Annotated in this window: 16 protein-coding genes and 5 pseudogenes; 12 read left to right on the top strand and 9 right to left on the bottom strand. The window is 68.2% G+C overall.

Annotation, left to right across the window (positions count from 1 at the left end):
- The first annotated feature begins 15 nt into the window (after positions 1–15).
- Positions 16–564 (top strand): TetR/AcrR family transcriptional regulator, encoded by a 549-nt coding sequence (locus tag AB0C75_RS14420; RefSeq protein ID WP_362890523.1) that lies wholly within the window; start codon positions 16–18, stop codon positions 562–564.
- Between the two features lie 348 nt (positions 565–912).
- Here AB0C75_RS14420 and AB0C75_RS14415 read toward each other — a convergent pair whose 3' ends face one another.
- Entirely contained in the window at positions 913–1,584 is a 672-nt protein-coding gene (locus tag AB0C75_RS14415; RefSeq protein ID WP_362890521.1) for an SRPBCC family protein, read from the bottom strand.
- 360 nt (positions 1,585–1,944) lie between these two features.
- Here AB0C75_RS14415 and AB0C75_RS14410 point away from each other — a divergent pair, with 360 nt between their 5' ends.
- The 3 genes and pseudogenes from AB0C75_RS14410 to AB0C75_RS14400 all read left to right on the top strand — a co-directional run.
- Positions 1,945–3,450, top strand: a complete 1,506-nt coding sequence (locus AB0C75_RS14410; RefSeq protein ID WP_362890519.1) for a multicopper oxidase domain-containing protein — start codon at positions 1,945–1,947, stop codon at positions 3,448–3,450.
- A 167-nt stretch (positions 3,451–3,617) separates the two neighbouring features.
- On the top strand, positions 3,618–6,308 hold the full coding sequence (locus tag AB0C75_RS14405; protein WP_362890517.1) for a LuxR family transcriptional regulator: 2,691 nt from the start codon (positions 3,618–3,620) through the stop codon (positions 6,306–6,308).
- A 246-nt stretch (positions 6,309–6,554) separates the two neighbouring features.
- Positions 6,555–7,144, top strand: a pseudogene (locus AB0C75_RS14400) (transposase); the annotation flags it as partial.
- 181 nt (positions 7,145–7,325) lie between these two features.
- Here AB0C75_RS14400 and AB0C75_RS14395 read toward each other — a convergent pair.
- The 3 genes from AB0C75_RS14395 to AB0C75_RS14385 all read right to left on the bottom strand — a co-directional run bounded on the left by AB0C75_RS14395 (position 7,326) and on the right by AB0C75_RS14385 (position 10,158).
- Complete coding sequence (locus AB0C75_RS14395) at positions 7,326–7,616, bottom strand: hypothetical protein (RefSeq protein ID WP_362890515.1); 291 nt, start codon at positions 7,614–7,616, stop codon at positions 7,326–7,328.
- A 677-nt stretch (positions 7,617–8,293) separates the two neighbouring features.
- A complete protein-coding gene (locus AB0C75_RS14390) occupies positions 8,294–9,502 on the bottom strand; it encodes an acyltransferase (RefSeq protein WP_362890513.1) in 1,209 nt (402 codons plus the stop codon).
- A gap of 41 nt (positions 9,503–9,543) precedes the next feature.
- Positions 9,544–10,158, bottom strand: coding sequence for a helix-turn-helix domain-containing protein (locus tag AB0C75_RS14385; protein WP_362890511.1), 615 nt, complete (start codon positions 10,156–10,158; stop codon positions 9,544–9,546).
- 205 nt (positions 10,159–10,363) lie between these two features.
- Here AB0C75_RS14385 and AB0C75_RS14380 point away from each other — a divergent pair.
- A pseudogene (locus AB0C75_RS14380) lies at positions 10,364–10,585 on the top strand (DUF6233 domain-containing protein); the annotation flags it as partial.
- A 12-nt stretch (positions 10,586–10,597) separates the two neighbouring features.
- Here AB0C75_RS14380 and AB0C75_RS14375 read toward each other — a convergent pair.
- Positions 10,598–11,725, bottom strand: coding sequence for a hypothetical protein (locus AB0C75_RS14375; protein WP_362890509.1), 1,128 nt, complete (start codon positions 11,723–11,725; stop codon positions 10,598–10,600).
- A gap of 323 nt (positions 11,726–12,048) precedes the next feature.
- Here AB0C75_RS14375 and AB0C75_RS14370 point away from each other — a divergent pair, with 323 nt between their 5' ends.
- Both AB0C75_RS14370 and AB0C75_RS14365 read left to right on the top strand, forming a co-directional pair.
- A complete protein-coding gene (locus AB0C75_RS14370; protein WP_362890507.1) occupies positions 12,049–12,477 on the top strand; it encodes a hypothetical protein in 429 nt (142 codons plus the stop codon).
- A 507-nt stretch (positions 12,478–12,984) separates the two neighbouring features.
- Positions 12,985–14,400, top strand: coding sequence for a hypothetical protein (locus AB0C75_RS14365; protein ID WP_362890505.1), 1,416 nt, complete (start codon positions 12,985–12,987; stop codon positions 14,398–14,400).
- 230 nt (positions 14,401–14,630) lie between these two features.
- Here the strand turns inward: AB0C75_RS14365 and AB0C75_RS14360 are convergent.
- Positions 14,631–15,595: pseudogene (locus AB0C75_RS14360) on the bottom strand (transposase).
- A 152-nt stretch (positions 15,596–15,747) separates the two neighbouring features.
- Here AB0C75_RS14360 and AB0C75_RS14355 point away from each other — a divergent pair.
- Entirely contained in the window at positions 15,748–16,044 is a 297-nt protein-coding gene (locus AB0C75_RS14355; protein ID WP_362890503.1) for a hypothetical protein, read from the top strand.
- Here the strand turns inward: AB0C75_RS14355 and AB0C75_RS14350 are convergent, their stop codons facing one another.
- Positions 16,045–16,227, bottom strand: coding sequence for a hypothetical protein (locus tag AB0C75_RS14350; RefSeq protein ID WP_362890502.1), 183 nt, complete (start codon positions 16,225–16,227; stop codon positions 16,045–16,047).
- Between the two features lie 494 nt (positions 16,228–16,721).
- Positions 16,722–18,094 (bottom strand): annotated as a pseudogene (locus tag AB0C75_RS14345) (IS1380 family transposase); the annotation flags it as partial.
- A 443-nt stretch (positions 18,095–18,537) separates the two neighbouring features.
- Between AB0C75_RS14345 and AB0C75_RS14340 the strand changes: the two are divergent.
- Entirely contained in the window at positions 18,538–18,855 is a 318-nt protein-coding gene (locus AB0C75_RS14340) for a hypothetical protein (RefSeq protein WP_362890500.1), read from the top strand.
- Between the two features lie 78 nt (positions 18,856–18,933).
- Here the strand turns inward: AB0C75_RS14340 and AB0C75_RS14335 are convergent, their stop codons facing one another.
- Positions 18,934–19,512 (bottom strand): CGNR zinc finger domain-containing protein, encoded by a 579-nt coding sequence (locus AB0C75_RS14335; protein WP_362890498.1) that lies wholly within the window; start codon positions 19,510–19,512, stop codon positions 18,934–18,936.
- Between the two features lie 82 nt (positions 19,513–19,594).
- Between AB0C75_RS14335 and AB0C75_RS14330 the strand changes: the two are divergent.
- The 3 genes and pseudogenes from AB0C75_RS14330 to AB0C75_RS14320 all read left to right on the top strand — a co-directional run.
- Positions 19,595–20,758: pseudogene (locus tag AB0C75_RS14330) on the top strand (epoxide hydrolase); the annotation flags it as partial.
- A 381-nt stretch (positions 20,759–21,139) separates the two neighbouring features.
- Positions 21,140–23,239, top strand: coding sequence for an FG-GAP-like repeat-containing protein (locus AB0C75_RS14325; RefSeq protein ID WP_362890496.1), 2,100 nt, complete (start codon positions 21,140–21,142; stop codon positions 23,237–23,239).
- Between the two features lie 29 nt (positions 23,240–23,268).
- A complete protein-coding gene (locus AB0C75_RS14320) occupies positions 23,269–23,955 on the top strand; it encodes a proteophosphoglycan 5 (RefSeq protein ID WP_362890494.1) in 687 nt (228 codons plus the stop codon).
- Positions 23,956–24,390: the final 435 nt, after the last annotated feature.

Below are 24,390 nucleotides of genomic sequence, written 5' to 3'. Positions count from 1 at the left end.
CGCTACAGTTTGTGTATGACAGGTAGACCGAGGACCTTCGACAAGGACGCCGTGCTCCGGATGGCGATGCGCGCGTTCTGGGAGCGCGGATACGACGGAGTGAGCGTCGCGCAGGTGTGCAAGGAGGCAGGGATCGCCGCGCCGAGCCTGTACGCGGCCTTCGGCGACAAGAACGCGCTGTTCGAGAAGGCGTGCGCGCTCTACACCGAACATCTGGACGAGGATCTGGAGCGCGACCTGTCGGCACCCACGGCACGTGAGGCGATCGAGCACCTGCTGCGGTCCTCGGCCGAGCATTTCTCCGCACCCGGGCAGCCCCCCGGCTGTCTCGTCATGGGCGAGCCAAGGCTCGCCGAACGGCGAGACAAGACACGCGACATGATCCGGGAGCGTCTACGCCGGGCCGCCGCCGAGGGAGAACTCACGTCCGTGGTCGAGGCCGACGGCCTTGCCGCGTTCGTCGACACCGTACTGACCGGCATGGCGGCCCGGGCTCGTGACGGTGCCAGCCGGACCCAACTCCTGGACACGGCCCGTTACGCGGCCCGGGCCTGGCCGACGTAGCGCCCCTCCCGGACTCGACGGGACCGAGCCGGCCCACCGCTGCGGATTCGGCGGCCGGACTCCGTGTGCACCCGGCCAGGGCCGGCGACTCCTTGCTCCGGGCCCGTCCACCTCGTCGCCGCACCGGCTCAGGAGTCCGACGTCGGACCGTGCGGTGCCGACCTGTCGACAGGCCCGGTGACGGAGGGGGCTGCGGGACGGGTGGACGGTCGTATAGCGCTCAGTGCTCCTGCACGTCTTATTCTGAGACGATCAGTAAGACTCCGGAGTACAGGGTGTGGTCGGTAGTCACAGTGGATCCTTGTGCCGTTTGTGGGTTGGTTCCGGTCATTCGGGGGATCGGTGGGGTCAGCGGTCGGTGCGGGCCTCGGCGGCAGCCTTGAGTTCCTTGACCCCGCTGTCCAGGCTCGCACCGAGCGCCTTGGTGAAGAGCTCGACGTTGTCGTCGACCTCGTCGCCCGTCCAGCTCTCCTCGGTGCGGACGAGGGTGCCTCCCTCGACCTTGGTGAAGGTCCACACGTGGGTGCCCTCGCTGATGTGGATCCCCTCGCCGTTCGCGGGTCCGGCCCAACGGATGCAGTTGTTGCGCTTGACCTGCTTGATAGTGGAGGTGACCGACAACTCGGTGGCCGGCGACGCCGGGGTGGCAGCTACCGCACTGGTCCACCGGATAGGCGAACCGGCTCGCAGGGGCCCGGAGCCGAGCTGCTTGCTGGTGAGCATGGACTCCTGCCAGTCGGACCAGTTGTTTACGTCCGTCTGGATCTCGAAGACGGTGCGAAGCGGGGCGTGTATCAGGATCTCGGTTCCGTAGCGCACCTTGGCGTCGGGGACGGTGCCCTGCCCGCGGCATTCGACTGCATCCCCGTGGCCTTGGTCGCGGGCGTCAGCGCGCGACGGGCCGGAGGCTTCCTGGGCTTGCGGATGGTCGCGAGAACACCCCGCGCCAGCGGCGGCGATGGAGAGGGCGAGGGCGATCCCCACGAAGCGTTTGCCGGGGCGGGAGCGGTTGGCAGACATGGACGGTTTCCTTCCGTAAGCAACTCTGAAACTGAGGGGGAGCATGTGGGCCGGTGCTCAGCGGCGGACTACTGGTGCCGTGCGGAATGGGGAGCCGAGAAGGCCTGTACGGCCGTCGGCAGTTCCCCGATCGGGGCGACCAGACTCCTCAGGAACGGACAGTCGAAACAGTCCACTTGGAAAGGAGTCACGTGAAGATCCTCCCGCCACGAGGGATCCTTCGCGTCGGTAAGAACTGCGTAGTCTGCGTACGTCGAGGCACAGCCGAAGCGGCAGCGCCGTCGGAGGAACCCCCTGGCCTCACGGCCTACGCAATTTTCGCCGACGCGAAGGATCCCTTCAGGCTGGGACGGTGGCCAGATGAAACGACGCACAGCGCTGAAGGCCTTCGGATTCGGTATCGGGGGCGCGGTTGTCCTCACAAGCGGCGGACTTGGTGTCTACTACTACGCGGCGAAGCTGGACACGGCCGGCAAGGTCTCCTTCGACAAGGCCCTGTCGATCCCGCCGTTGGCGGAGTCGACGACCGACGCTTCGGGTGCCCGGGTCTTCACGCTCGGCATCCAGCCGGGTGATACCCGGTTCAAGGCCGGTTCGGCCACCCGCACTTGGGGAGTGAACGGTACGTACCTCGGTCCGACGATCCGCGCGCGGCGCGGTGAACAGGTCGAGTTCGCCGTGAGCAACGGACTGGATCAGGACACCTCGCTCCATTGGCACGGGATGCACCTGCCCGCGGCCATGGACGGTGGACCGCACCAGGTCGTCCCGGCCGGGGGGACCTGGCGCCCGCGGTGGACGGTCGACCAGCCCGCCGCGACCCTCTGGTACCACCCGCACGTACACGGCTCGACCGCCGACCACATGTACCGGGGCCTCGGCGGACTGTTCATCCTCGACGACGAGACCACCGAGGCGTCGAAGCTGCCTTCCGAGTACGGCGTCGACGACATCCCGATGATCGTTCAGGACCGGGCGTTCGACGGGAACAACCAGTTCGAGAAGCGGGTGCCACTGCTGGGCGGCGCGCTGGGCGTGATAGGTGACGAGGTGCTGGTCAACGGCACGATCGGTCCGTACGTCGACGTCAAGACCAGGCTCGTGCGGCTGCGGCTGCTCAACGGCTCCAACGCACGCTTGTACAACTTCGGTTTCTCCGACGACCGGACGTTCTCGCTCGTCGCCACCGACGGCGGCCTGCTCTCCCGGCCGTGGAACACCGAGCGCCTGTACCTCTCACCGGGGGAGCGCGCCGAGATCGTGGTCGCCTTCAAGCCGGGTGAGCAGATCGAACTGCGCTCCTACCCGTCCGAGTACGGCGGCACCCTGGGACGGATCAACGGCTTCGACGACCGACTGGACATCTGCCGGTTCCGGGCCGCGGACACCCTGTCCGACAGCGCCGACATCCCTTCCACCCTCGGCGTCGCGCCGGATCTCGCCGGCGAGAAGGTTGCGAAGGAACGCTCCTTCGTACTCGCCTCGGACCAGATCAACGGCCGTTCGATGGCGATGGACCGCATCGACTTCGGTGTTCGCGAGGGCACCGTCGAGGTGTGGGACGTGGTCAACGACAACGGATTCCTGCACAATTTCCACGTCCACGACGTGCAGTTCCAGGTACTGACGGTCGACGGCGGGAAGCCGGAACCACACCTGCGCGGCTGGAAGGACACCGTCCTGCTGGCACCGGGAAAGCACTACCGGCTGGCGATGCGCTTTCGCGGCCACACCGACCCGAACTCGCCCTACATGTACCACTGCCACCTTTTGCTGCACGAGGACAACGGAATGATGGGCCAGTTCGTCGTCCTGGACGAAGGCGAGAAGGTCGGCGCCGTGGCACAGCCACACCACCACTCCTGAAATCGCCATCACACACAGGAGCAACCACTGAGGATGGCTGACAGGCCCACGGCCCCGGCGAGCCGACGGCTGTCCGGGCCGGCCTTGCACGGCGAGCCGACGACGCCCCGGACCGGCTGGACGGCTCTGGACCGGCCCGGTGACCTACGCGCTGTAGCCTACGCACTGTGCAGACGTCGACTCCCACTCACGGTCCGCTGCTCGGAAGGCAGTACGAGACACAGCGCCTTCGCGAGCTGATCGGCGCAGCGCGGGAGGGGCGGGGTGGCGCGCTGCTCCTGCGTGGTGAGGCGGGGATCGGCAAGAGCGCGTTGCTGGAGCACGCGGAAGGGGCTGCGTCCGGATTCCGCGTGCTTCGCGCGGGTGGGTCCCCGCTGGAGGCGGAGCTGCCGTTCGCCGCGCTGCACCAGCTCTGTCTTCCGGTGCTGGGGCACCTGAGCGAGCTGCCCGACGAGCACCGTCAGGCGCTCCTGATCGCTTTCGACCTGGCGTCCGGGACACCGGACGTGTTCCGGGTCGGCCTTGCGACCCTGGGGCTGCTGACGGCGGCGGGCCAGGAGCGTCCGGTGCTCTGCGTGGTCGACGACGCGCACTGGCTCGACGCGGCCTCGTCGAAGGCGTTGACCTTCGTCGCCCGGCGTGTCTCCGCCGAGCCGGTGGCCATGCTGCTCGCCGTGCGGCTGCCGTGCGAAACGGAGGAGCTCGACGCCCTGCCCGGCCTGAGCGTCGACGGCCTGAGCGACATCGACGCACGGGCGCTGCTCGCCGCGCAGAGCCACGAGACGCTGGACGAGCAGGTGCGTGACCGGCTCGTGGACGAGGCCCGGGGCAACCCACTGGCTCTGGTCACGCTGCCCAGAGCCGGTGGGTTCGCCCCGCCGCGACTCACCTCGGCGCCGACCCGGGTCGAACACGAATTCCGGGCCACGCTCTCCGCTCTGCCCGCGCAGGCACGGCTCCTGCTCACGATCGCCGGCGCCGACCCGACCGGCGATCCCGGGCTGCTCTGGCCGGCCGCGCGCGGCCTGGACATCGACCTGCCGACCGCGGGTGAGGCCGCCACCGCCACCGGACTGGTCGAATTCGGAACCCGCGTGCGCTTCTACCACCCCCTGGCGCGGACCGCGGCATACGGCGCCGCAGCGACGAGCGAGCGGCGGCTGGCCCATCGCGTGCTCGCCGAGGTCACCGACCCGGTCGCCGACCCCGACCGGCGCGCGTGGCATCGCGCCCAGGCCGCCGCCGTACCCGACGAGGAGGTCGCCACCGAGCTGGAACGCTCGGCGTCCCGGGCCCGGGCGCGTGGTGGTGTGGTGGCCACGGCCGCCTTCCTCGAACGCGCGGCGGAGCTGTCGCCCGACGCCGCGCAGCGGGTCGAGCGGACCCTCGCGGCCACCCGGGCTCATCTCGACGCCGGCACCGCCGACAAGGCGGCCACCCTGCTCAGTACAGCCGACAGTTCGGGGCTCGACGCGTTCCAGCAGGCGGAGACCGACCTGCTGAGAGGCCGGATCGCCCTGGTCAGGGTCGGCGAAAGCGAGGGGCTGGCGTGGATGCTGCGCGCCGCGCAACGGCTGGCGCCCCTGGACCCCGAGCGGTCCCGGGAGAGCTACCTGGAAGCGCTCGAGATGAGTCTGCTCGTGGGACGCGCGAACGGTGTGATGGACCGGGTCCTCGCCGAGGCCAGATCCGCGCCGCCGCACCCACCGGACATCCTCGACGCGCTGGACATCCTGGCCGTGAACGGGCACCGGGCGGCCGTGCCTCTGATCAGGGAGGCTCTCGACGGGGCGGCGGGCCCCCTGTGGATTCGGCACCCCGCGCTCGCGATCATCCTCGCGGCAGAACTGTGGGAGCCGGACACTCATATACGGATCGTCGAGTGGCTGTTGAAGTCCGGCCGTGAGTCGGGATCACCGCTCGTCCTGCGGCTCGGTCTCGCACAGGCCGCCTCCGCCGCCGCGCTCACCGGCGACCTCGACGAAGCGATAGCCACGATCGCCGAGGAGCAGGCACTGGCCGACGCGACCGGTACTCCTCCGGTCATCTACCACCGGATGCACCTGGCCGCGATGCGCGGACGCCGCGACGAGGCGTTCGCGCTGTTCGAAGCCGTCATCGCAACGGCCCCCGCCACCGGACATGTGATTGCCAGCGTCCACTGGGCGAGCGCCGTACTCAACAACGGTTTGGCCGACTACCAGGAGGCGCTGGCCGCTGCGCAACGTGCCACCGCCGACGGGGAACTCTTCATCACGGGATTCACCCTGCCGGAGCTGGTGGAGGCCGCCGTACGGTGCGGCGAGCACGCAGCCGCCGTCGCCGCGCTTGCCTCGCTGACCGAACGCACCGAGGCCTGTGCAACCCCCTGGGGGCTGGGGACCGCCGCGTACGCGCGAGCGCTGGTGACGGGAGCGGAGAGCGACTACCGGGAGGCGATCGCCCACCTCACCGACACGCCGATGCTCCCCTACCGGGCCAGGGCACACCTCCTGTACGGGGAATGGCTGCGGCGCCAGGGCCGCAGGCAGGACTGCCGTCCCCATCTGCGCACCGCGCACGAGCTCTTCTCCGGCGCGGGGCTCGAGGCGTTCGGCCGACGCGCGGCCAACGAGCTGCGCGCCACGGGTGAGACGGCGCGCAGCCGCACCGATCACGCCCGCGACCAGCTCACCATGCAGGAGTTGCACATAGCGCGACTGGTCGCCACCGGCGCGACGTCGAAAGAGGTGGCAGCCCGGCTGTTCCTGAGCCCACGGACCATAGACGCTCACCTGCGCAACATCTACCGCAAGCTGGGCATCAACTCCCGCAGGCAGCTCAGGGACCGATCCGACCTACGGCCCGCAGACCAGTGACCTGAGGATGCTCTTGGACTGCGGGTTCCCGTCACCCCCATCGGCCCGGCGAGCGAACATGCCTTGACCTTGACCGGCAACGGAGAGGGGCCAGGAAGGCACTGGCGCCGCGAACACCCGTCGAGCCGGTGGAACCCGGCGGCAACTGCGCGCACCGAATGGACTGTGTGGGGCACCTGGACCAGCGGCTATCGGCGTGAACGCGGTTGTGGCGATGGCTGGCCGGGCCACCGCCCACCACCGTGCCTCGATCGTGACGGCGAACTACCTTTGGTCGAGGGCACGTTGATACGGCTGAATGTGGAACACCTGTCGAAGGACCGGGACGCTCCGCCGGTGTGGTTGTGGTCTCGAAGACCGGTGCCACCCCGGACGATGTGGACCGTTTCTGGCAGGCTCTTCTCCGCCGTTTCGACTTGGAGCACACCTTCCGCTTCGCGAAGCAGAACCTCGGCTGGACCACCCCGAAACTCCGTACCCCCGAGGCGGCGGATCGCTGGACCTGGATCCTGATCGTCGCTCACACCCAACTCCGGCTCGCGCGGCCCCTCGCCGTGGACCTCCGCAGGCCCTGGGAGAAACCCACGACCTCCGCCCGGCTCACCCCGGCCCGGGTCCGCCGGGGGTTCAGGAACATCCGCGTTCACCTCACCTGCCCGACCCGTGTTCCCGAACTCCGAGGAGCCGGCCCCGGACGGCCACCCGGCGCCAAGAACAAACACCGGGCACCCCGCTATGACGTCGGCAAGACCGTCAAACGCCCCGAAACCCTCAAGGCCACCGGTAGACCTGGAAGATCCTGGTGGATAATGAACAAGCTAAGGGCTGTCCCGTAACCGCTGGCGGGCGCGCGACGTCAGCTACGGCACCTCGCGGCGTTGTCGGAACGCCCGAGTACATCCAGTATGCGGACGTCCCTCCGCCTTGCGATGCACCGCGTCTGAGGCCGCGCGCTGATCCACCAGGGATTACCGGCAAGCCCTATGTGACAGCTATCGCGCTTCGCTCACGAATTGTTTATAGCAGGCCGTGAATTCGGCCGGGCCAGAACCGGAAATCTATTCGCGAAACGTGCGTGAAGTCTGCGCGCAGTCCAGCGGCAATGGTGCCCCATTCCGTGAAATACGACTCGGTGATGGCCTCCGCGACAATCGGATGTAGAACCTCCTCCGTCGCACCGGCCTCCTGGAGCTCAAGGATCTGCTTCACGTAGGTGGGCGAGATATCCGTGGTGATGTGGCGTTCGCGGCCGTCGTCCGAGCTGCCCGTGCAGGTGAACCCGAAGTAGGCCGTCACCTCCACCATCATGCCCGCCCCTGGAGGTGGCGGCCCGTGCGCACGCTTGCGCTCTGACCTGCGGTTGCCGCTCGGACTCCGTCTCCTCCACCAGGGCGGACTGAAGGCGCTTCTGCGGGGTCGTCAGCTTCCCGGCCCGGTAGCGCTCCACTGTCCGGCGCGAGACGCCCAGACGCTCCGCCAGTGCCTTGGTCGATCCATTCGCGCGCGTGAGGAGAAATTTAACCTGTGCATTTGCGGATTTCGGCGTGGGACGGCTGAAGACCTTCCGCTCCGCCCGCGCGAGGGCCTCCAGGACCTTGCCGCGGCGTGGGGCTGCCTGCTGCTGCTCGTGATCGCTCATGCCACCGATGAGGCCAGCGGACCCCTGTGGACAGCGGCCGGCCTCCGCGCGGGTAGCTACGGCGGCTGTCGCCGTCCGTCCGTACGGTGGAAGGCATGACGACATCCTCCGCTCCCGAGTTGGTGCCGGTGCCCACCCGGGTGCTGTTGCCCGGGGACCAGACCTTCTCTGGGGGAGCGACTGCGGCGTGAGGCCAGCCAATGGGGCTTCATGCGGCTCAGCGTCGGTTTCATTGACGCTAGCAGGTGCAACAGGTGTGGTGGTATTGCCAGTTCAGGTGAAGCCCCGCGACGGTCAGACCGCGGCCGCCGAGGCTTCCGCTCGGTCAGCCACATCGCTCGCGTATTTACAGCACCCGGCGGAAGCCGGGAAGTCGGCGTAGTCCGGCTGCCAGCGGGAAGGCCAGTGCCAGGGCGAGCACGCTGGTCATCACCCAGGCGCTGGCCGCGGTCAATCCGTGGTCCGTCAGGTAGTACTGCGTGGCCACCACCAGGGGTACGTGAAGGATGTACACGCCGTAGGAGTCCGCTGCGAGTTCCGCAGACAGTCGGCTTCTGGGGGTGACCGCCTCCCGGAACACGGTCAGCAGCCCGACGCACAGCGAAACACACAGCGCGCTGTCGTACGCCGCCCACGCCAGGGCGGGCCCGTTGAAACCGCCTGGCGCGAAACAGGCCGCGTCCGCTCCGATGACGAACAGCACGGCGGTTCCGGCCAGGCCGCCGCCCAGCCACACCCAACCGACACGGGCGTCGAACCCCTCCAGCCAGGCGTCGCGATACGCCAGCACACCGAGGATGAAGAAGGTCGCGTACTGCGGCACCCGGGCGGGCTCAACCTGCAGGAAATCCAGCACTGGTACCCACTCGTCCAGCGGGTACCACAGCCGGACAAGGAAGGTGGCGGCCGTGATCGCAGCGGTCAGCCCAGCCAATGCCCGGTGCCCGGGCGCCGGCCGCGCAGCACGCACGCGTCCGCCTCCGTAGTAGCGCTGCAGCAGGCGGCCAACACGGCTGCAGACCATGTACAACACGGTGTAGGCCAGCAGGTTCTGGATGAACCACAGGTGCCCGAACTGCAGGTCCGGCCAGGACGGTCTCGTCCAGTCCGCGGGTTTCTCCCCCAGCCCGAGGTAGACATCGAGGAAGTATCGAGGGAAGGAGATCGGAGGGTAGCCGCGATAGTGAACGTAGTACGCATACATCAGACCGGGAACGATCGTCAGTGCGCCGACCACCACGGGGATACCCAGCCGGACCAGACGGCCTTTCAGGAACCGCCAGAAGCCCCGCCGCCGGCAGGAACCGGGCACGAAGACCGCGGAGACGAAGAAGAACAGGCTCATGAAGAACGAGCCATCGACTGCGGACAGCGTGGCCAGGGCCGGCGTGCGCGGCTGTCCCTCCACGTACCACCAGTCCTCTGGTCCGTAGGGCTGAGCTGCGTGGTGAATGACTACCAGGACCGTCAGGGCGATCCGTAAGTTGTCCAGCCAGTCCAGACGGCGGACCCGGCGCGGTACCGGAACGGGGATACCGGAATCGGATGTGTTCATGTGTTCAGCATGCTCAACACTTGTACACACTCGCACTGGGGCTATCCCCCTGTTCCGTCCCCCAGCGAGCCGTAAAAGCCCTGCAAGAGCAGGTGTTGGTTGGCCGCACTGCGGCGCGCCAGCGCCTGTGGAGCGAACAGCGGCCCGTCGTGATGGGGCTGCATCACCCGCTCCATCAGCAGGGGCCCCAGGATCAGACACAGAACCTGAAACGGGGCCCATTCATCGTCCGGCTCCTGCTGGTCATACGCCGATGACAACCGCTCCACCTCCATCCGGGCGCCGCTCAGAAGCCGCCCGAACAAGTCGGCGCTCGCCACACTGTCTTCCAACAGCACATGCCGCAGGTACCCGCGCAGCACTGGATCCGCCCCGAACAGCCGGGCGGACACCTTGCCGAGCGAGTCCATCAGACCGGCATTCGGGTCCACCTCCGCCAACTCCCTGCCGATTCGGTCCAGCACGTACTCGTCGACAGCGGCTCTCAGCCCCTCCTTCGACCCGAAGTGCCGGGTCACAAGCGCCGGCGACAGCCCCGCAGCCGCTGCGACCGCTCGCGTCGAAGTTGCCTCGAACCCTCGCTCCGCGAACAGCTCCAGCGCCGCCTCCCGCAACCGCGCCCGCCCGGTCAGATCACTTTTCTCCACCGCCGTCATGCCCCGCAGCGTAATCACCAGCCCAGAAAAATCGAAGCCGCCGGAGTAGGCGCAGAGCCCGCTGACGTGCAAAGGCCGCCGCGGTGGACGACGGCCTGCCGCTGCCGCCCATCGAGCTACCCCTCCGCGGCTCCCTTCTGGTTCAGGGCCCGGGTGAGCTCGCGGTTGGCCGCGCGGGCAGCCTCCAACTCCGCGTCCCTCTCCTCCAGCCGCGTGGGTGCTGGCGAAAGCCGGCAGGCGCGGTCCCGCCCGGGGCGGTGTCGTGCACGCCGTCGACTGCGAGGAAGCGCCGGCCGGGGCACCGGTGCTGCCGCTGACCCGGGCCCTGGACGTCGCCGAACAGCCTGGAGTGTGGCTGTGTGCGCTGTGCGGCGCGGCTGCGGAACTGGACTCTGTCCTCAAGGGCTTCGACCGCGGTTTTGAGTGAGGGCGCGCAGGGTCAGCCGGCGGCCCGTGACGCGATGAGCCGGTTGCTCAGCTCCACCGTTCCGAGGTACCACCAGAAGATCCAGTCCAGGAACGCTTTGTCGTAGTCGCCACGCTGGTCCGCCTTGCGGTGGCGCAGGTCGTAGCGGTTGGCGATCTCGAACAGCGCGCCCTCATCCTTGCCGAGCTTGTCCTTGAGCAGGGCTCTGCGCTCTTCGAGGATGCCCGCGAGGGTGACGATCGCCGACCGCTTGCTCTCCACCGTCGTGTCCCGTCCTCGGAACAGGGCGACCGCATGACGGACTCGGGTCGTGATGTCCGGGGCGCTTTCGGCCAGCGCCCGATGCACCAGTGCGCTGCGGGCGTCGTCGGTGACGGCGACCAGGCGCCCGAGGTCCTCGCCTTCGGCGGCCAGCTCGTACTCGACGCCGGCCTCGCGCAGCAGTTCGTTGACCTTGCCGCGGTAGAGGATGCGGGCGGGCCTGTTGTGGAACTCCGAGTGGTGCCACCCGCACATGCTGTACGAGTGGTAGTGGCGGGTGCGTGGGCGGCTGACCAGGTCGTGGAAGACCTCGATCAGCCCGAAGAAGGTGTCCTCGTCCCAGGTGGTCGGCGCCAGGGGCCACAGGTCGGGGATGCCCAAGCGGCGCTCGATCACCCGCGAGGCGTCCGGCAGCTCGCTGGAGTCGTCGACGCATTCTTCGCCGAAGACCTCCACCAGGTAGCCGCTGTCGGCGAAGTCGCTGATGATCCGTTCGAAGTCACGCCGGGCATCCCGTGGAGTGCTGCCGTCGCACGAGAGGCCGCGGCCTTGCCGCTGTGGCCAGTACGGCTGCGGCTCGGCTGCACGGCGCAGCTCGGAGGCGCGATTGACCAGCTCCGTCAGCCAGTCCCGCTTGTCCATCCCGTGCCGCGTGTCCCAGCCGGGGGTGGTGCTGGCCCACGGGTCGTCCGAGGGCGCGGGGTGGTTGGGTAGATCCTCGAAGTCGGCCACTGCCGTGGTACCGGCCAAGGCCTCCGTCAGCAGCCAGACCGCCTGCTCCTCCCACGATCGGTGCGAGGACCGCAGGACACGCTCGCCTTCGGACGCGAACAGCGGTGCAGGCCAGCGGAGCTCGTAGTTGCTCAGATCCAGACTCACCGGGCCATCATCACCCACCTTGTCGGGCGTCAACTGGCCAACGGCACACGAGCATTCGGACGGGAGGCGGTCCTTGAACACCTGGTGAGGTGGACAGCATCCCTCGGGGCGCTCAGCGCCGTCCGGTTCGTGTCGATCTTTAGGGGGGTGGTCCGTGGGGCAGTAGCAGGCCCGTGCGACTGTCTGCCGACCGGCTGCAGAAGGGCTGGCCCGGCCCCGCTGGCACGAGCAGGGCACGGCGGGCGCCGCCCTCCTGAACGGCCTGGACGGCACCACTAGCACGTACTTTCGAGGACTTTGCGCGCCGGACAGTCGGCCACCCGATGGCCAGCGTCAGCCTGACCCTCGTGGCCGCCAACGGGCAGGACCGGCAGATTGGCGCGCTGTCCGTCACCGCTCCCGGCACCATCATTGAGCGGGCGATGGACCACGGGTACAGCAACGTGCAGGCGCTTACCCTGAGCGTGGCCATCGGCAAGGTCCACGGTCTGGCGGTAGCCGAGGAAGCCCCGCGGCCAGGGCATCGCCAGCTTCCTGCTGAAGCGGGCCTGGCAGGTCTACCATCAGCTCGACTACTGCCTGCTGTACGGGTCCTTCGAGATCGACCGGAACCTGGGCTCCTTCTACAAGGAGTGTGGGTACACGTCCACGCTTTAGGTGAGGGCTTCCTGCTCGAACGGATCAACCTGCCCTTCGGGATCCACGCCGGCCCCGACCAGCGCGTGTTCACCCGCTGGAGGCCTCCTCGCTGAGAACTGCCTCACTGTGCCGTGGACGTGGGGTCCGGAGGCGACGGCGCCGTTGAGTACGGCGCCGTGCATCCCCCGAGCCGATACGCGAGCGAGCCCGGACCGACATGGTCCGGGCTCGTGTGACTGAGCGTTTCACTTGGCGGGTGAGCGTTTGAGTTGGCGGTGAGCGTCCGGGGTGGCGGGTGTTCTGACTTTTTGACTCACATAACACCAGCAGTGCTGGCTGACCTGAGATATTCGATCGGACGGGACCTCCTGCCTGGCATAGTGGGCGGCACGGAGCTACTGCTCAACCAAGTGGGGAACCACTCGAGCCTGGGAAATTCGGTGATCCCCATCAGGGCTCGGCCAGCCTCTGGGATGGGCACACAATGCGCACGGCTTCTGATCCGGTCAAGCAGCTTGAGCGGGCGCGGTTCTCATGCCTCTTGGTCACTTCCGCCAGTACTGTCGCCAGGAAACCGAGGAGAGGCTGCAATGGGGATATTAGGCACGGGACGAAGCGCAGTGCTGATCGACCAGACGATGGTGTGCGAGGCGTCGCGTCTGCTGGAGGGGGTCCCTGCGGGATATCGGGGACACATCTCGGACGAGGACTGGCGCTGGCACTACGATGAGGGACACCACATCAATTGGCTGCCAAGCGTCGAGGAACGTCTGCTCCACTTGTCGACTCTCCTCGACGCAATCCTCCTCTACGACCAGGTGTATGTACTCGACTCCGGGAAGCCTGCGGACGAGGCTTCCTTGACTCTGCGGCGGGTCCTCTTCGAGCGGGGAATCCTCACCCCCCTCGACACTCGGACGCTCGCATTGCCTGTATCGAACGAGTTGACCAAGTTCCTCGCCGATGTCAGTGCGGACCGGGAGGAAGAGCTCTGGGATACGTCCCCCGGCTATGTGGGCGAGAACATTAGAGTCACCCTTGCCCACGAGCAGCACCATGGTTCGGATGAGCGCCGAACATTTCTCAGCGCGCTCCGCAGTGAAGTCGAAGGCTCACCGCTCCACAGCGGAAGCCTCTTCGAGCATGCGGATGAGCTGCGGGCTGACCCACTTGGAACCCTCGGGTTCGAGCTGCTTAGGCAGATCGACCGCTTCGACAGCGGCGCGCTCGTCGGCGGGGTCTCCCACCTGCGCACCTTCGTATACTGGCGAACCGCCGCGCACCTCGGGCTGCCCTTCATCCCGTCCCTGCGCAGGCTGCCTACCTACCATCTGCTGACCAACCACATTCGGAACTCTGTCCAGGAACGCGTCTACAGCGCCGTCGGCGAAGCCTTCCACTGCTCGGTCAGCGAGGTCTATGAGAATGAGCACCCCCTTCCGCTTTACTTACCGCCCGCGCTGAGTCTCTTCCTCGACCATCTGCGCGCCAACGGCAATATCGCTAGCGCCATCGACGACCTGCGCCGCTCCCACCGCAAGCTCCGACGGGACCTGGCATCCTTCCAGCACGCTATGGGGGGCAGCGCCACCCTTCGTGACGCGCGTGATGCCCAACGGCGGCTGACCGCCGCCCTGACAACCCTGCGTGCCGAGGCCAACGGAGCCCCGCCGCACGGTGCCATCGACCAGGTTCTCGACATCGTCCCCGCCGCGGTCCGAGCGGCGGCCAACCCCCTCGACGTCAGCGGTTACTCCGACACCCTGGCTCGTCGCCCCGCTGAGTGGATCCGCTCCTGGTGGGTTCGCCGCCCCATCCGCTCCGCCTTTGCCCTCAGTGATCGGCTGCTGGGCCTTTCGCAGTATGACCAGCTCCTCGAAGCCGCGACAGGCCAACGCTGCACCACTGAAGGGATCTCGTGGCTCCACACCCGATACGGCAGATGCCTCGCCCTGTACGGCGGTGAAACCAGGCTCCCAGCTCCTGCCTCGCCGACGCGACCACCGTTGACCACGTCCGACGACACCAGCGCCTAAGACCGCCGACCAACACAGCGAACGATCGGACAGCCCAGCGTCTTACTGGCGCACACCCGGTGTCATTAGCCTCGATCTTTCGTGACGGTCCGTCGGCTTCTTCGGCGGGCAGTTTCGGTTGTTCGGGTCGGTGGCGGGCACGCTGATGGCCCGGCTGTCGCGTCGGGTGGGTGCCGGGTTCCACGGCTCCGGTCGGGGTGATGCTGCTCGCAGGGACGGGAACTGGCTGGTCAGCCGGGGTTCGGGAGAGCTTCGAGCCGCGCCAACGCGTCGGTGATCACGTCGGTCCAGGGCCAGTGGCGTGCGAACCTCAGGTGCCGGCGGCGAGCGGTCGTGACGATCTTGGCGGCGGCGGAGAGAAGGCGGAACCGGAGACGGCGGGGCTCCCACCTGCGGATTTCGCCGGTCAGAGCGAGCATCGGCATCCAGGCCAGCAGGTCCAGGGCGAGCTGGACGATCTCCAGCCAGATCTGGTTCTGCGTGGTGTCGTGCAGGGGCAGGTTGCGCAGACCGGTGGCCCGCGCGGCCCGGATGCGGTCCTCGGCCCGTGCCCGCTGGCGGTGCCGCAGCTCCAGTGCCGCGATCGGCATGTCGGTGGTGTTGGTGGCGAAGCAGGTCAGCCGCAGTCCGTCAGCGTCGGTGATCCGCAACTGGGCGCCGGGATGGGGCCGTTCCTTCCGCACGATCAGCCGCATTCCCTTCGGCTGGTCGCGGTGGCGTCCTGCTTCTCGGAGTGGGCCAGCACGAGCACCCCGTCCAGGTCCACGATCACCTGCCCCGCGACATCCGGCGCCGCAGTGCCGGCCAGCTTCCAGACGCGCTCACGCGCTTCGGCCCGCGCGGCCCGTATCGCGGACAGGGCTTTCGGCCCAGCTGCGGCGAGGGCGTCGACGAGCCGGGAGACCGTCGGGTCGGAGGCCACCGGCCCGAACACGCCGGGCTCGGCCCGCAGCGTCCCGACATCCGCGAGGCAGTCCCCGCCCATCGCGACCGCGAGGGCCACGTCCAGCAGGACCTTCCCCGGATCGTGCACCGCCCGCGGCCGCCGCCATGGCGCAAGCGCCGCCGATATCACCTGGTCCAGCCCCGCCTTGCGGACCGTCTCGACCAGCAACACGGCCCCGGCCTGGGACGCCACCCCACGGCCACCGCCCTCGATGCGGACGCGTGGATAGAACCCGATACGCTTCTTCACCTGGGAAGTGCCTCCGACGGTGGCAGGAACAAGGACCTCGACAATCCTCATTCTTGCTGGTCAGAGGCACTTTTCGCTTACATGGTCACCCGTCGGACAGCCCGCTTCATGAAAGCGCCAGGTTAGTGGCTCACCCACCATGGTCGGTGAGCATGGCCCTGAGGCCCTGTCCTTCCCGCCCTCACAGGCCCGCTGCCCGGGCTGACGGGTCGGACAGGTACCTCGGATGCACGGACGGCCTTGCCGACGTCAGCGCCGATCACGGCCCCCTCACCGAGATCCGCCCCGACGTCGACGCGCGTGCGCCCCTGGCCGGCGTGCTGGAGGAGATGGCGGATTCCGCGCACAGCTCGTACCTGTGCACCGACGACGACACCGACTCCGCGATCAACTACCGGAACTACGACCTGTTCAGCAGCAAGGCACAGGAGCTGCGAGAGGCCACCTGATCATCGCCTCTTCCAGAAAGCCATTAGGTCGGCCAACGCCCGGATGATCTCAGGGCGCTCCGCAGCCTCTGCCTTGTGGAGACTGATGATCAGCGACAAAAGGATCATCACGGCGAACAGCGCGATGACGTACAAGAAGATCTGAGGAGCAGCAATTGCCACTTGCTCCAGCACGGCCCACATTCGCCCTCCTGGACGGATCAGCCGCTGACTCCGGGAGAACTCCGCTGAGGCGGAGACCTCAACGAAGGCAGGCGGACGCCTGTCATAGACACAGCGCCCGCCAGCTGTGCGCCACGCAGTAGCGTGGCTGTTCGTTGAGGTCGTGATGACCTGATGATGCGTGAGCTTGTACGGGCTAGGGATAATGCCGAACTTGGCACTCCACAGGTTCCCACGCCATGAGGTTCGCTCTATGGCGTGGCAAGTAGCTCGCGGCACAGCTTACATCGTTCTGTCGAGCAGAGAAGCAAGCCCATGAGGAGAGCGCTTGACCAGTTCAGCAAAAACTAACCTCGAGGTTTCATGACGGTCCGCCGACGGAGTCGGTGGACCGTTTTCGTGCCGTGGGTTGAAGCTGTGCAGGCCGAGGGCCCGAGTGTCGTCTCGGGGTGGCGCCGGGTTCCACTGCTCCGGGTGTTGAGGTGCTGTCGAAGGGGCGGGGAATCCGCTGGTCGGCCAGGGGCGGGCAGTTGGGTGAGCTGGTCCAAGGCGGCGGTGATGTGGCCGGTCCAGGGCCGGTGCCGGGCCAGGCGGAGGATCCGCCGACGGCCAGTGGTGACGAGCTGTCCGGCCGCGGTGAACAGGCGGAGCCGTAGTCGGCGGGGTTCCCAGAGGCGGGTCTTGCCGGTCAGGGCGAGCATCGGCATCCAGGCCAGCAGGTCGAGAGCGATCTGCACGATCTCCAGCCAGATCCGGTTCTGAGCGGTGCGGTGCAGGGGAAGGTTGCGCAGACCGGTGGCGCGGGCGTTTCGGATGCGGCCCTCGGCCTGGGCCCGCAGTCGGTGACGGAGCTCGAGTTCGGCGATCGGTCGGCCCGAGGTGTTGGTGGCGAAGCACGTCAGCCGCATGCCGTCCGCATCGGTGAGCCGCAACTGGGCTCCGGGGTGCGGTCGTTCTCTTCTGACGATCAGCCGCATGCTCTTGGGCCATCCGTCCAGGACGTCGCCGGTGAGTTCAGCGACCCAGGCGCCGTCGCGGACCTCGCCGTCCGTCTCGACGGCCGGAGTCCGAGCCGATGCCGGAACCTTCAGCATGTGCTGGTGGATCGCCTCGGTGATCACCATGCGACCGAGTAGGACAGCCGCCGTCCTCGCCGGGCGAGCCAGGCGACGAAGTCGTGGGTGCCGCCCGCGGAGTCGGTGCGGATCAGGGTTCGGCGCCCGCGCCGGTACTTCTTCGGCAGCTGGGCCAGGGCCAGTTGGGTTGCGGTGATGTGGTCGGCCGCCGTGTTCGACCCCGCGTTGCCCGGTCTGAGCAGGGCCGCGACCGGTTCACCGGTGCCGCCCGGTCCGTGGTCAACGAACCCCATCAGCGGGTGGTGACCGTAGGTCCGCTTCCACGTGGGTGCGGCGTCCTCCTTGTCCGAGTGCGCGATCACCAGCACCCCGTCGAGGTCCACGGTCACCGTCCCGCCCGCATCGGGCGCTTCCCGGTCGGCCAACCGCCAGACCTGCTGGCGAACGTCGGCCCGCGCAGCACGGATGGCCCGCAGGGCTGTCTCCCCGGAGGCCGCGAGGGTGTCGATGAGGCGGGAGACCGTTGGGTCAGAGGCCACCGGCCCGAACACGGCCGGCTCGGCCCGCAGCATGGCGACGTCCGCGAGACAGTCCCCGCCCAGCGCGACCGCGAGGGCAACGTCCAGCGGGATCTTGCCCGGATCGTGCACCGCCCGAGCCTTCCGCCACGGCGCCAGCGCCGCTGATATCGCGGTGTCCAAGCCGGCCTTGCGGACCGTCTCGACCAGCAGCACGCCCCCGGCCTGCGAGACCACCGCCCGGCCACCGCCCTCGATGCGGACACGCGGGTACGACCCGATACTCTTCTTCACCTGAGAAGTGCCTCCGGCTGGAGCAGGAACAAGGACCTCGACAATCCTCATTCTTGCTGGTCAGAGGTACTTTTCGCTCACCTGACCACCCGTCGGACAGCCCGCCTCATGAAAGCGCGAGGTTAGGGGCCCATTCCGGATCAGGATGTTTCCGGGTTCGAACGGCGGAGGTGCGCAGTGGGGCTGGGAACAGTGGTCGTCACCGCGGCGGCGGGGACATCGGCTCGGTCATGCGCCGGGAGTTGCGCGGCGATTCCACGGGTCGTGCCGGCGAGCAGCAACCGGGTGACCGGGTTCTGCCCCACATCCCAAATGCGCGTGCCCACACGAGCAGGTACGCCCCGACGGCCTGTACGGGGTGAGCTAGGAAGCGATCTCAGCCCGCGCGACGCCGTCGGCTTCTGCGCGCCGCACTCATCGCCCCGCTCTACATCGGTTTCAACATGTTCAGGGTCTGGCTGGCCCAGGCTGAGGGGTTCGCCCTCCCCGAGATGCACGGCTTCGACGGAGACCGCCCGTGGAGCAGCGTTTCCACCACTCTGGCACCACTGCTCAACCACCCGGATGACGATGGCCCGGACCTCACGCCCGCTCAGTGTGCGGCCATGCTGCCGCGGCTGGAGGCAATCATCGACGAGCGGCAGCACCTACAACACCTGGGCTGCGACCCCGTTCTCGAGCGACGTATCGACGACACCCGCCAGCTGGTCACCGTCATGAAGTTCTGCTTGGACAAGGACGTTGAGGTCATCTTCGGCTGACGTGGTTCGGCTGACCCGGTTTTACTCAACAGGACCGAAGACACCCCCCAACTGCGTAGAGCCGATGAGCGGTAACGACTACTCCGGTGATCTGGCGTTTTTGCGCTGGTTGGCATTGAAGCGCGCCTTCTTCTGGCGATTCCCGCACGTGTTCATGTCGCACCATTTACGGGTGCGACTCTGGCTGGTGTCGAAGAAGGCGGCTCGGCAGGTCGGCGATGCGCACAAGGCCAATTTCCCGTCTCGTTCGCCTGCGAGGATGCTGATCGCGTCCGTGGCGATCACGCTGAGGGCATCCTCCACGCGGGAAGCAGCCGAGCCGAGCAGCCACCGCCGCTCACCCTCCGGCGTCAGAACAGCCGCGGCCTGGCCCTGAGCGCTGCAGTCGTTGATGACCTGGACAGCAGACGCAGGGAGAGCTTCCCGGACCGCGGACGCTGTCGCGGCGGCGTGGATCGACTCCCTCAGTTCCCGAGCACGGTCGAGCTGGGCCGTGGTGCAGGAGTCCACGGCGAGGCCGTACACAGCCAGCCAGTCGACGAGCCGCTGCGGCACGGGAATCCGCTCCACGGCCTCGCCACGACGCTCGGACAGGGTCCCCGTGAAGCTGGTCGCCAGCACCGAGCCGAGGCGGAAGTCAGGAAAGCCAGCACGCATGGGAACCACCTTAGCTGGTTGCGGAGCGACTCGGGGAACTGTTAGAACCGTCTTAGCCGGTTCCATGAAGCCAGGAGGTCTCATGCCCCGTCCAACCAGCGACGTTCAAGCGTTTGAAGCCCACGCAACTGATGCCGACCTCGACGATCTGCGCGCGCGACTGGCCGCGGCGCGATTTCCCGAGGCCGAGACGGTCCGTCGCGCCGCGCCCGGCCCCCGCCGATGGGGACAGGGCGTCCCTCTCGCCGACCTCGCCGATGTCGTGGACTACTGGCGCACCGGGTACGACTGGCGGTCGTTCGAAGCGCGCCTCAACCGGATCGGCCAGTTCCGCACGACCATCGATGATCTGGGAATCCACTTCCTGCACCGCCGATCCGCGCGCGCAGACGCCACTCCTCTGATCCTGACGCACGGCTGGCCGGGGAGCGTTGCCGAGTTCACCGACGTAGTGGACGAGCTGGCAGATCCGAAAGACGCCAACACGCCGGCCTTCCATGTCGTGGTCCCGTCGCTACCGGGCTTCGGTCACAGCGACAGGCCGACCACCACCGGGTGGGGGACCGAAAAGATCGCGGCCGCATGGGTCGAACTGATGGGAAGGCTCGGCTACAGCAAGTTCGCTGCCCACGGCGGCGACTGGGGAGGCGTGATCACGACGATCCTCGCCGGCAGGTTCCCCGCGCACGTTCTCGGCATCCACTCGACGCTCGCGCAGGCACCACCCGGGTTGACGACGGACGGACTGACGACCGCCGAGCGCGCGTGGGCCGAGGAAAACCGCGATTTCTGGCTGAACCGCGTGGCGTACGCGAAGCAGCAGGCGACCCGACCGCAGACGATCGGCTACTCGCTCGTCGACTCGCCCGTCGGGCTTCTTGCTTGGATCCTCGACAAGTTCGCCGAGTGGTCGGACACCGAAGACAGCCCGTTCGAGACGATTTCCAGAGACAGGATTCTTGACGACGTCACCCTGTACTGGCTGACGCGGACCGGAGCGTCGGCGGCTCGTATCTACTACGAAAGCCACAACTCACTCGATCCCGAACTGCGGGTCGACGTGCCCTCGGCCATCACCATGTATCCCGGCGACGCCGAGAAGTGCCCGCGTGTCTGGGCGCAGGAGCGGTACCGGCAGATCGTCCGATGGAGGGTGCCCGAAGCCGGGGGACATTTCCCGTCGCTGGAGGTCCCCGAGTACTTCGTCAAGGACCTGCAGGAGGGCCTCGCCGCAGTCCTGGCCGCGCCGCTCACCGGTGAACGCCGCTCGGACTGCACGCCGACACGCGGCGGGGCCCTCCCCGGGCAGGTCGGGGGAGGTTAAGGACGGTGATATCGGACATTGCGGGTGCCGATCTGTCCTGTTTCTCCCCGGCGGCGGTCGCGGCCGGGCTGCACGCGCCACTCGTCAGTCAGTAGGCCCAGGAGTTCCGCCTTCGTGCGCGAAGGAGGCGGCCGCTGTCGCAAGTCGCTGTCCTTGGGCGTGTGTCGGGTGTTCTAATCAGCGGCGGCCTCTTGTGGGGGACACGGGGGGACACCGGCGACACGAGTGGACACGAGCCGACACAAGGGGACATCAGCGGTGTTGGCCGCTGGTGGTGGTGAACGAGGGGGATGGGCAGCCGAGATGAGCAGCTGGACGAAGAGACCTTTCCATGCGATAGGCATCACGAGTGCCGTCGTCGTGTGCGCCCTGATCGGGCCGCAGGCGGGTGTCGGCAGCGCGAGCACCGTGGTGAAGGGGGAGGCGTCGGTGGGGGGCGCGCCCACCCTCGATACCGGTGGGCCGACCGGGTTTCCCGCGGTCGGCTCCGGGCCGGCCCAGCCGGGTGACGGAGTGCGAATATCCACCGTACGGGCGGCCGCAGCCCACGCTCCCCGCCACGATTACAACGGTGACGGCCGGAGCGACATGGTCGCCTGGTACGACTACAGCGACGGCAGCGACGGCATGCGTGCCTTCCTCGCCGATGCGGACGGTAGCTTCCCCGAACCCAACAGAGGCTGGGAAGCGGCCGCAGGCAACTACTGGGCCGAGCACATGAAGCGCGTCACCGGTGATTTCAACGGTGACGGGGTCGGTGACGTCGCCGCCTTCTACGGCTACGACGACGGACGGGTCTCCCTCCTCACCTGGCTCGGCAAGGGTGACGGCACCTTCGCCGGTCACTTCGCCTCCTGGACCGTGACCCCCGGAAACTGGACCTTCGACGCCATCACGGCCGAGGCCGGGGACTTCGACGGTGACGGCCGCGACGACATCGCCGCCTGGTACGACTACCGCAACGGCGATGACAAGCTCTTCACGTTCCTGGCCGATGCCGACGGTGGCTTCGGCACCCCCTTCTCGTCCTTCGCGCGCACCGCCGCCGATGGATGGGAGGTCCAGCGGATGAAGTTCGCCACGGGTGACTTCGACGGTGACGGTCGCGACGACATCGGTGTGATGGACAGCTACACCGCCGGCACCGTCCGGCTGATGGCCTTCACCGCGAAGGTCGACGGCGGGTTCAACGAGCCCGTACGCGGATGGGAGTCCACCGGCTGGCAGTTCGGCCGGGTGAGCGTGCACTCGGGTGATTTCAACGGTGACGGGCGCGACGAGTTCGCCGCCTGGTACGACTACGCCGACGGGCACGATGCCCTCATCGGGTTCGACCTGGGCGCGGATGGGAAGTTCGGCAACCGGCGCGATCTCCTGAGCGCGGTGCCGGGGTGGTACGAGCGGTCCCAGATGCGCATCGTCACCGGTGACTACAACGGTGACGGGCGTGATGACCTCGCCACCTTCTACGGGTACAGCGACACACGGGCCAAGGCCATCACCTTCATCGCCAAGGCGGACGGGACCCTCGGCGAAGCGTTGCACAGCTGGGAGGAGCCGAAAGGCTGGAACCTCGACAGGGTGCATATGTTCGAGCAGTACAGCAGCCCGCCGGAGCTTCCCGTCTGCCCGGTGATCTACGGGCACGGCGGTTACCCCACCGGAGACAAAGCCGGGGAGCGGGACCAGGTGCGTCAGCCGAACCATCCGAAGGGCCTGGCGCAGCAGAAGAGCTGGGGGGCCGGTGGTGTGGAGGCAGACCTTCAGCTCACCAAGAACGGCACCAAGGGTGTGATGTGGCACAACAGAACGACCAGAGGTCTCACGGGCCCCTCGGCCGCGGTGACGGACATCTGGTGGGCCACCGGCGCCGGCCAGCTCAAGGGCCGCACGATCGACCGCGGTCCTTACGCCGGTGAGACCGTCTACACCTTCCGTGAGTGGCTCGACAGTGCCAAGAGCCAGAACATGGCCGCTTTCGTGGAGCTCAAGGGCGAGGCCGGGGCGTCGCTGCTCAGCACCGACGCGTCCATCCGTGAGACCGCGTGGAAGGAGGTCATCGAGCCCATCGCGGAGCGTGCCTCCACGCAGAAGATCATGATCTATACCGGTGCCAAGAACACTGATTTGAGGGCCGAGCTCACGAAGCGCGTCGAGGCGGCCGGTCTCGGTGCCGCGCTCAAGAACTTCCCCCGCTGGGTCGACTCGGCCGCGGTCGGCTGGGAGGAGCCCCCTCCGTCGGCTTCCGGCCACTACGCCACATGGCAGGAGAAGCTGGATCAGTTCGCTTCCCCGGCCTCCTCGCAGCCGATGGTCACCACCTGGACGAAGGAACTGAAATCCTGGCTGAGCGGAAAGTGCCTCCCGGCCTCCGCGCCCGGGGGCGGTACGGTGATCAGCTGAGCTGTCTCGATGCGCGAAGGAGTACTGCCATGGCGCTGATCCCGCTCGATCTCCCCGATCCGATGTCACTCCGCGGCCGCTGGGCCGCCCTCGCCGCCGTCCAGGCGGCGGCGGGACGCGGCGACGACTGCAGGGCGGACGGGCCGCTGTGGCACTACGACGACGGTGACGGCAGCTGGGCCGATCTGCACCGTCTCGGGGGCGGGCGAGCGGTGTTGCTCGGTCAGGACCGCCATGACTCGGAGACCTTCTACGCGGAGGCGTCCGACTTCTTCGAGGAGGAGGAGACGGACCTGCTGACCGGTGCGCCCGAGTGGTGGGAGCCGGCCGTACGCCGGGTCCGGGACAGTGAGCAGCAGCTGTTCCTCGGGTTCGTGTACGGGTTCGACGGCAGCGGCTGGTATCGCGCGGAGTACGAGCTCGAGGACGGGTTCAGGAGCGTGGGGCTCCCCGCGCTCAGCGTCGCCCTGACTCGGGAGAGGATCCTTGCCACTGTCCAGGCCGCCGTCCAGCAGAGGCCGGGCGGTGGCGGTCGGCGTGCAGCGGACGGCGCCGAGCGCGAGGTGGTCGATCCCGAGGCGGTCGATGCGCTGATCGCCGCGGATGGGGCGGTCGACGCCGCTCTCGTGGCCGAGGTCGGCCCCAGCAGTCCGGGGTGGGACCCGGAGGCCGGGGCGGCGGCGGCACGTGCGTTCCTCGTGGGGCCGTCGGAGTAGTTCCAGGGCGGCGCGACGGCGGATCCGGCAAGGGCCGGTCCCGAGCCGAGGAGTCAGCGGGCGGGGGAGTGGCGTCGTAGGACGGCGGGCCCGTCGTCGACGGGAAGGGGTGGCCGCCCCGGTGCCCGTGATCTCCGTCAGCAGGTGGTGGTACTCCGCGGGGCGCGTCTCGTAGTCCACCCAGGCGTCCAGCCCGGCCGGTTCGCTGTCCGCCCCGCGCAGCAGGTCCACCGAGACCTGCCGAAGCTCTGTTCCAGGCCGCCCTGTTCGGCTCGTTCCAGCACGAGGCGCAGCCCGCCGACAGCGGCCCGGGCGCGGCCGCCGGCCCCCCCCGCCCGCCGCCCCCCCGCGCCCCCGCCCTCCGCCTGGCCCGCGCGCACCCCGCCCCCGCCCCCGCCCCCGCCCCCCCCCCGACCGGGGTGCCGCGTCAGGTAC

Origin of the sequence: Streptomyces sp. NPDC048565, from assembly GCF_040650935.1 — a bacterium.
Taxonomy (GTDB): Bacteria; Actinomycetota; Actinomycetes; order Streptomycetales; family Streptomycetaceae; genus Streptomyces.
This window is presented reverse-complemented; position numbering and strand designations above follow the sequence as displayed.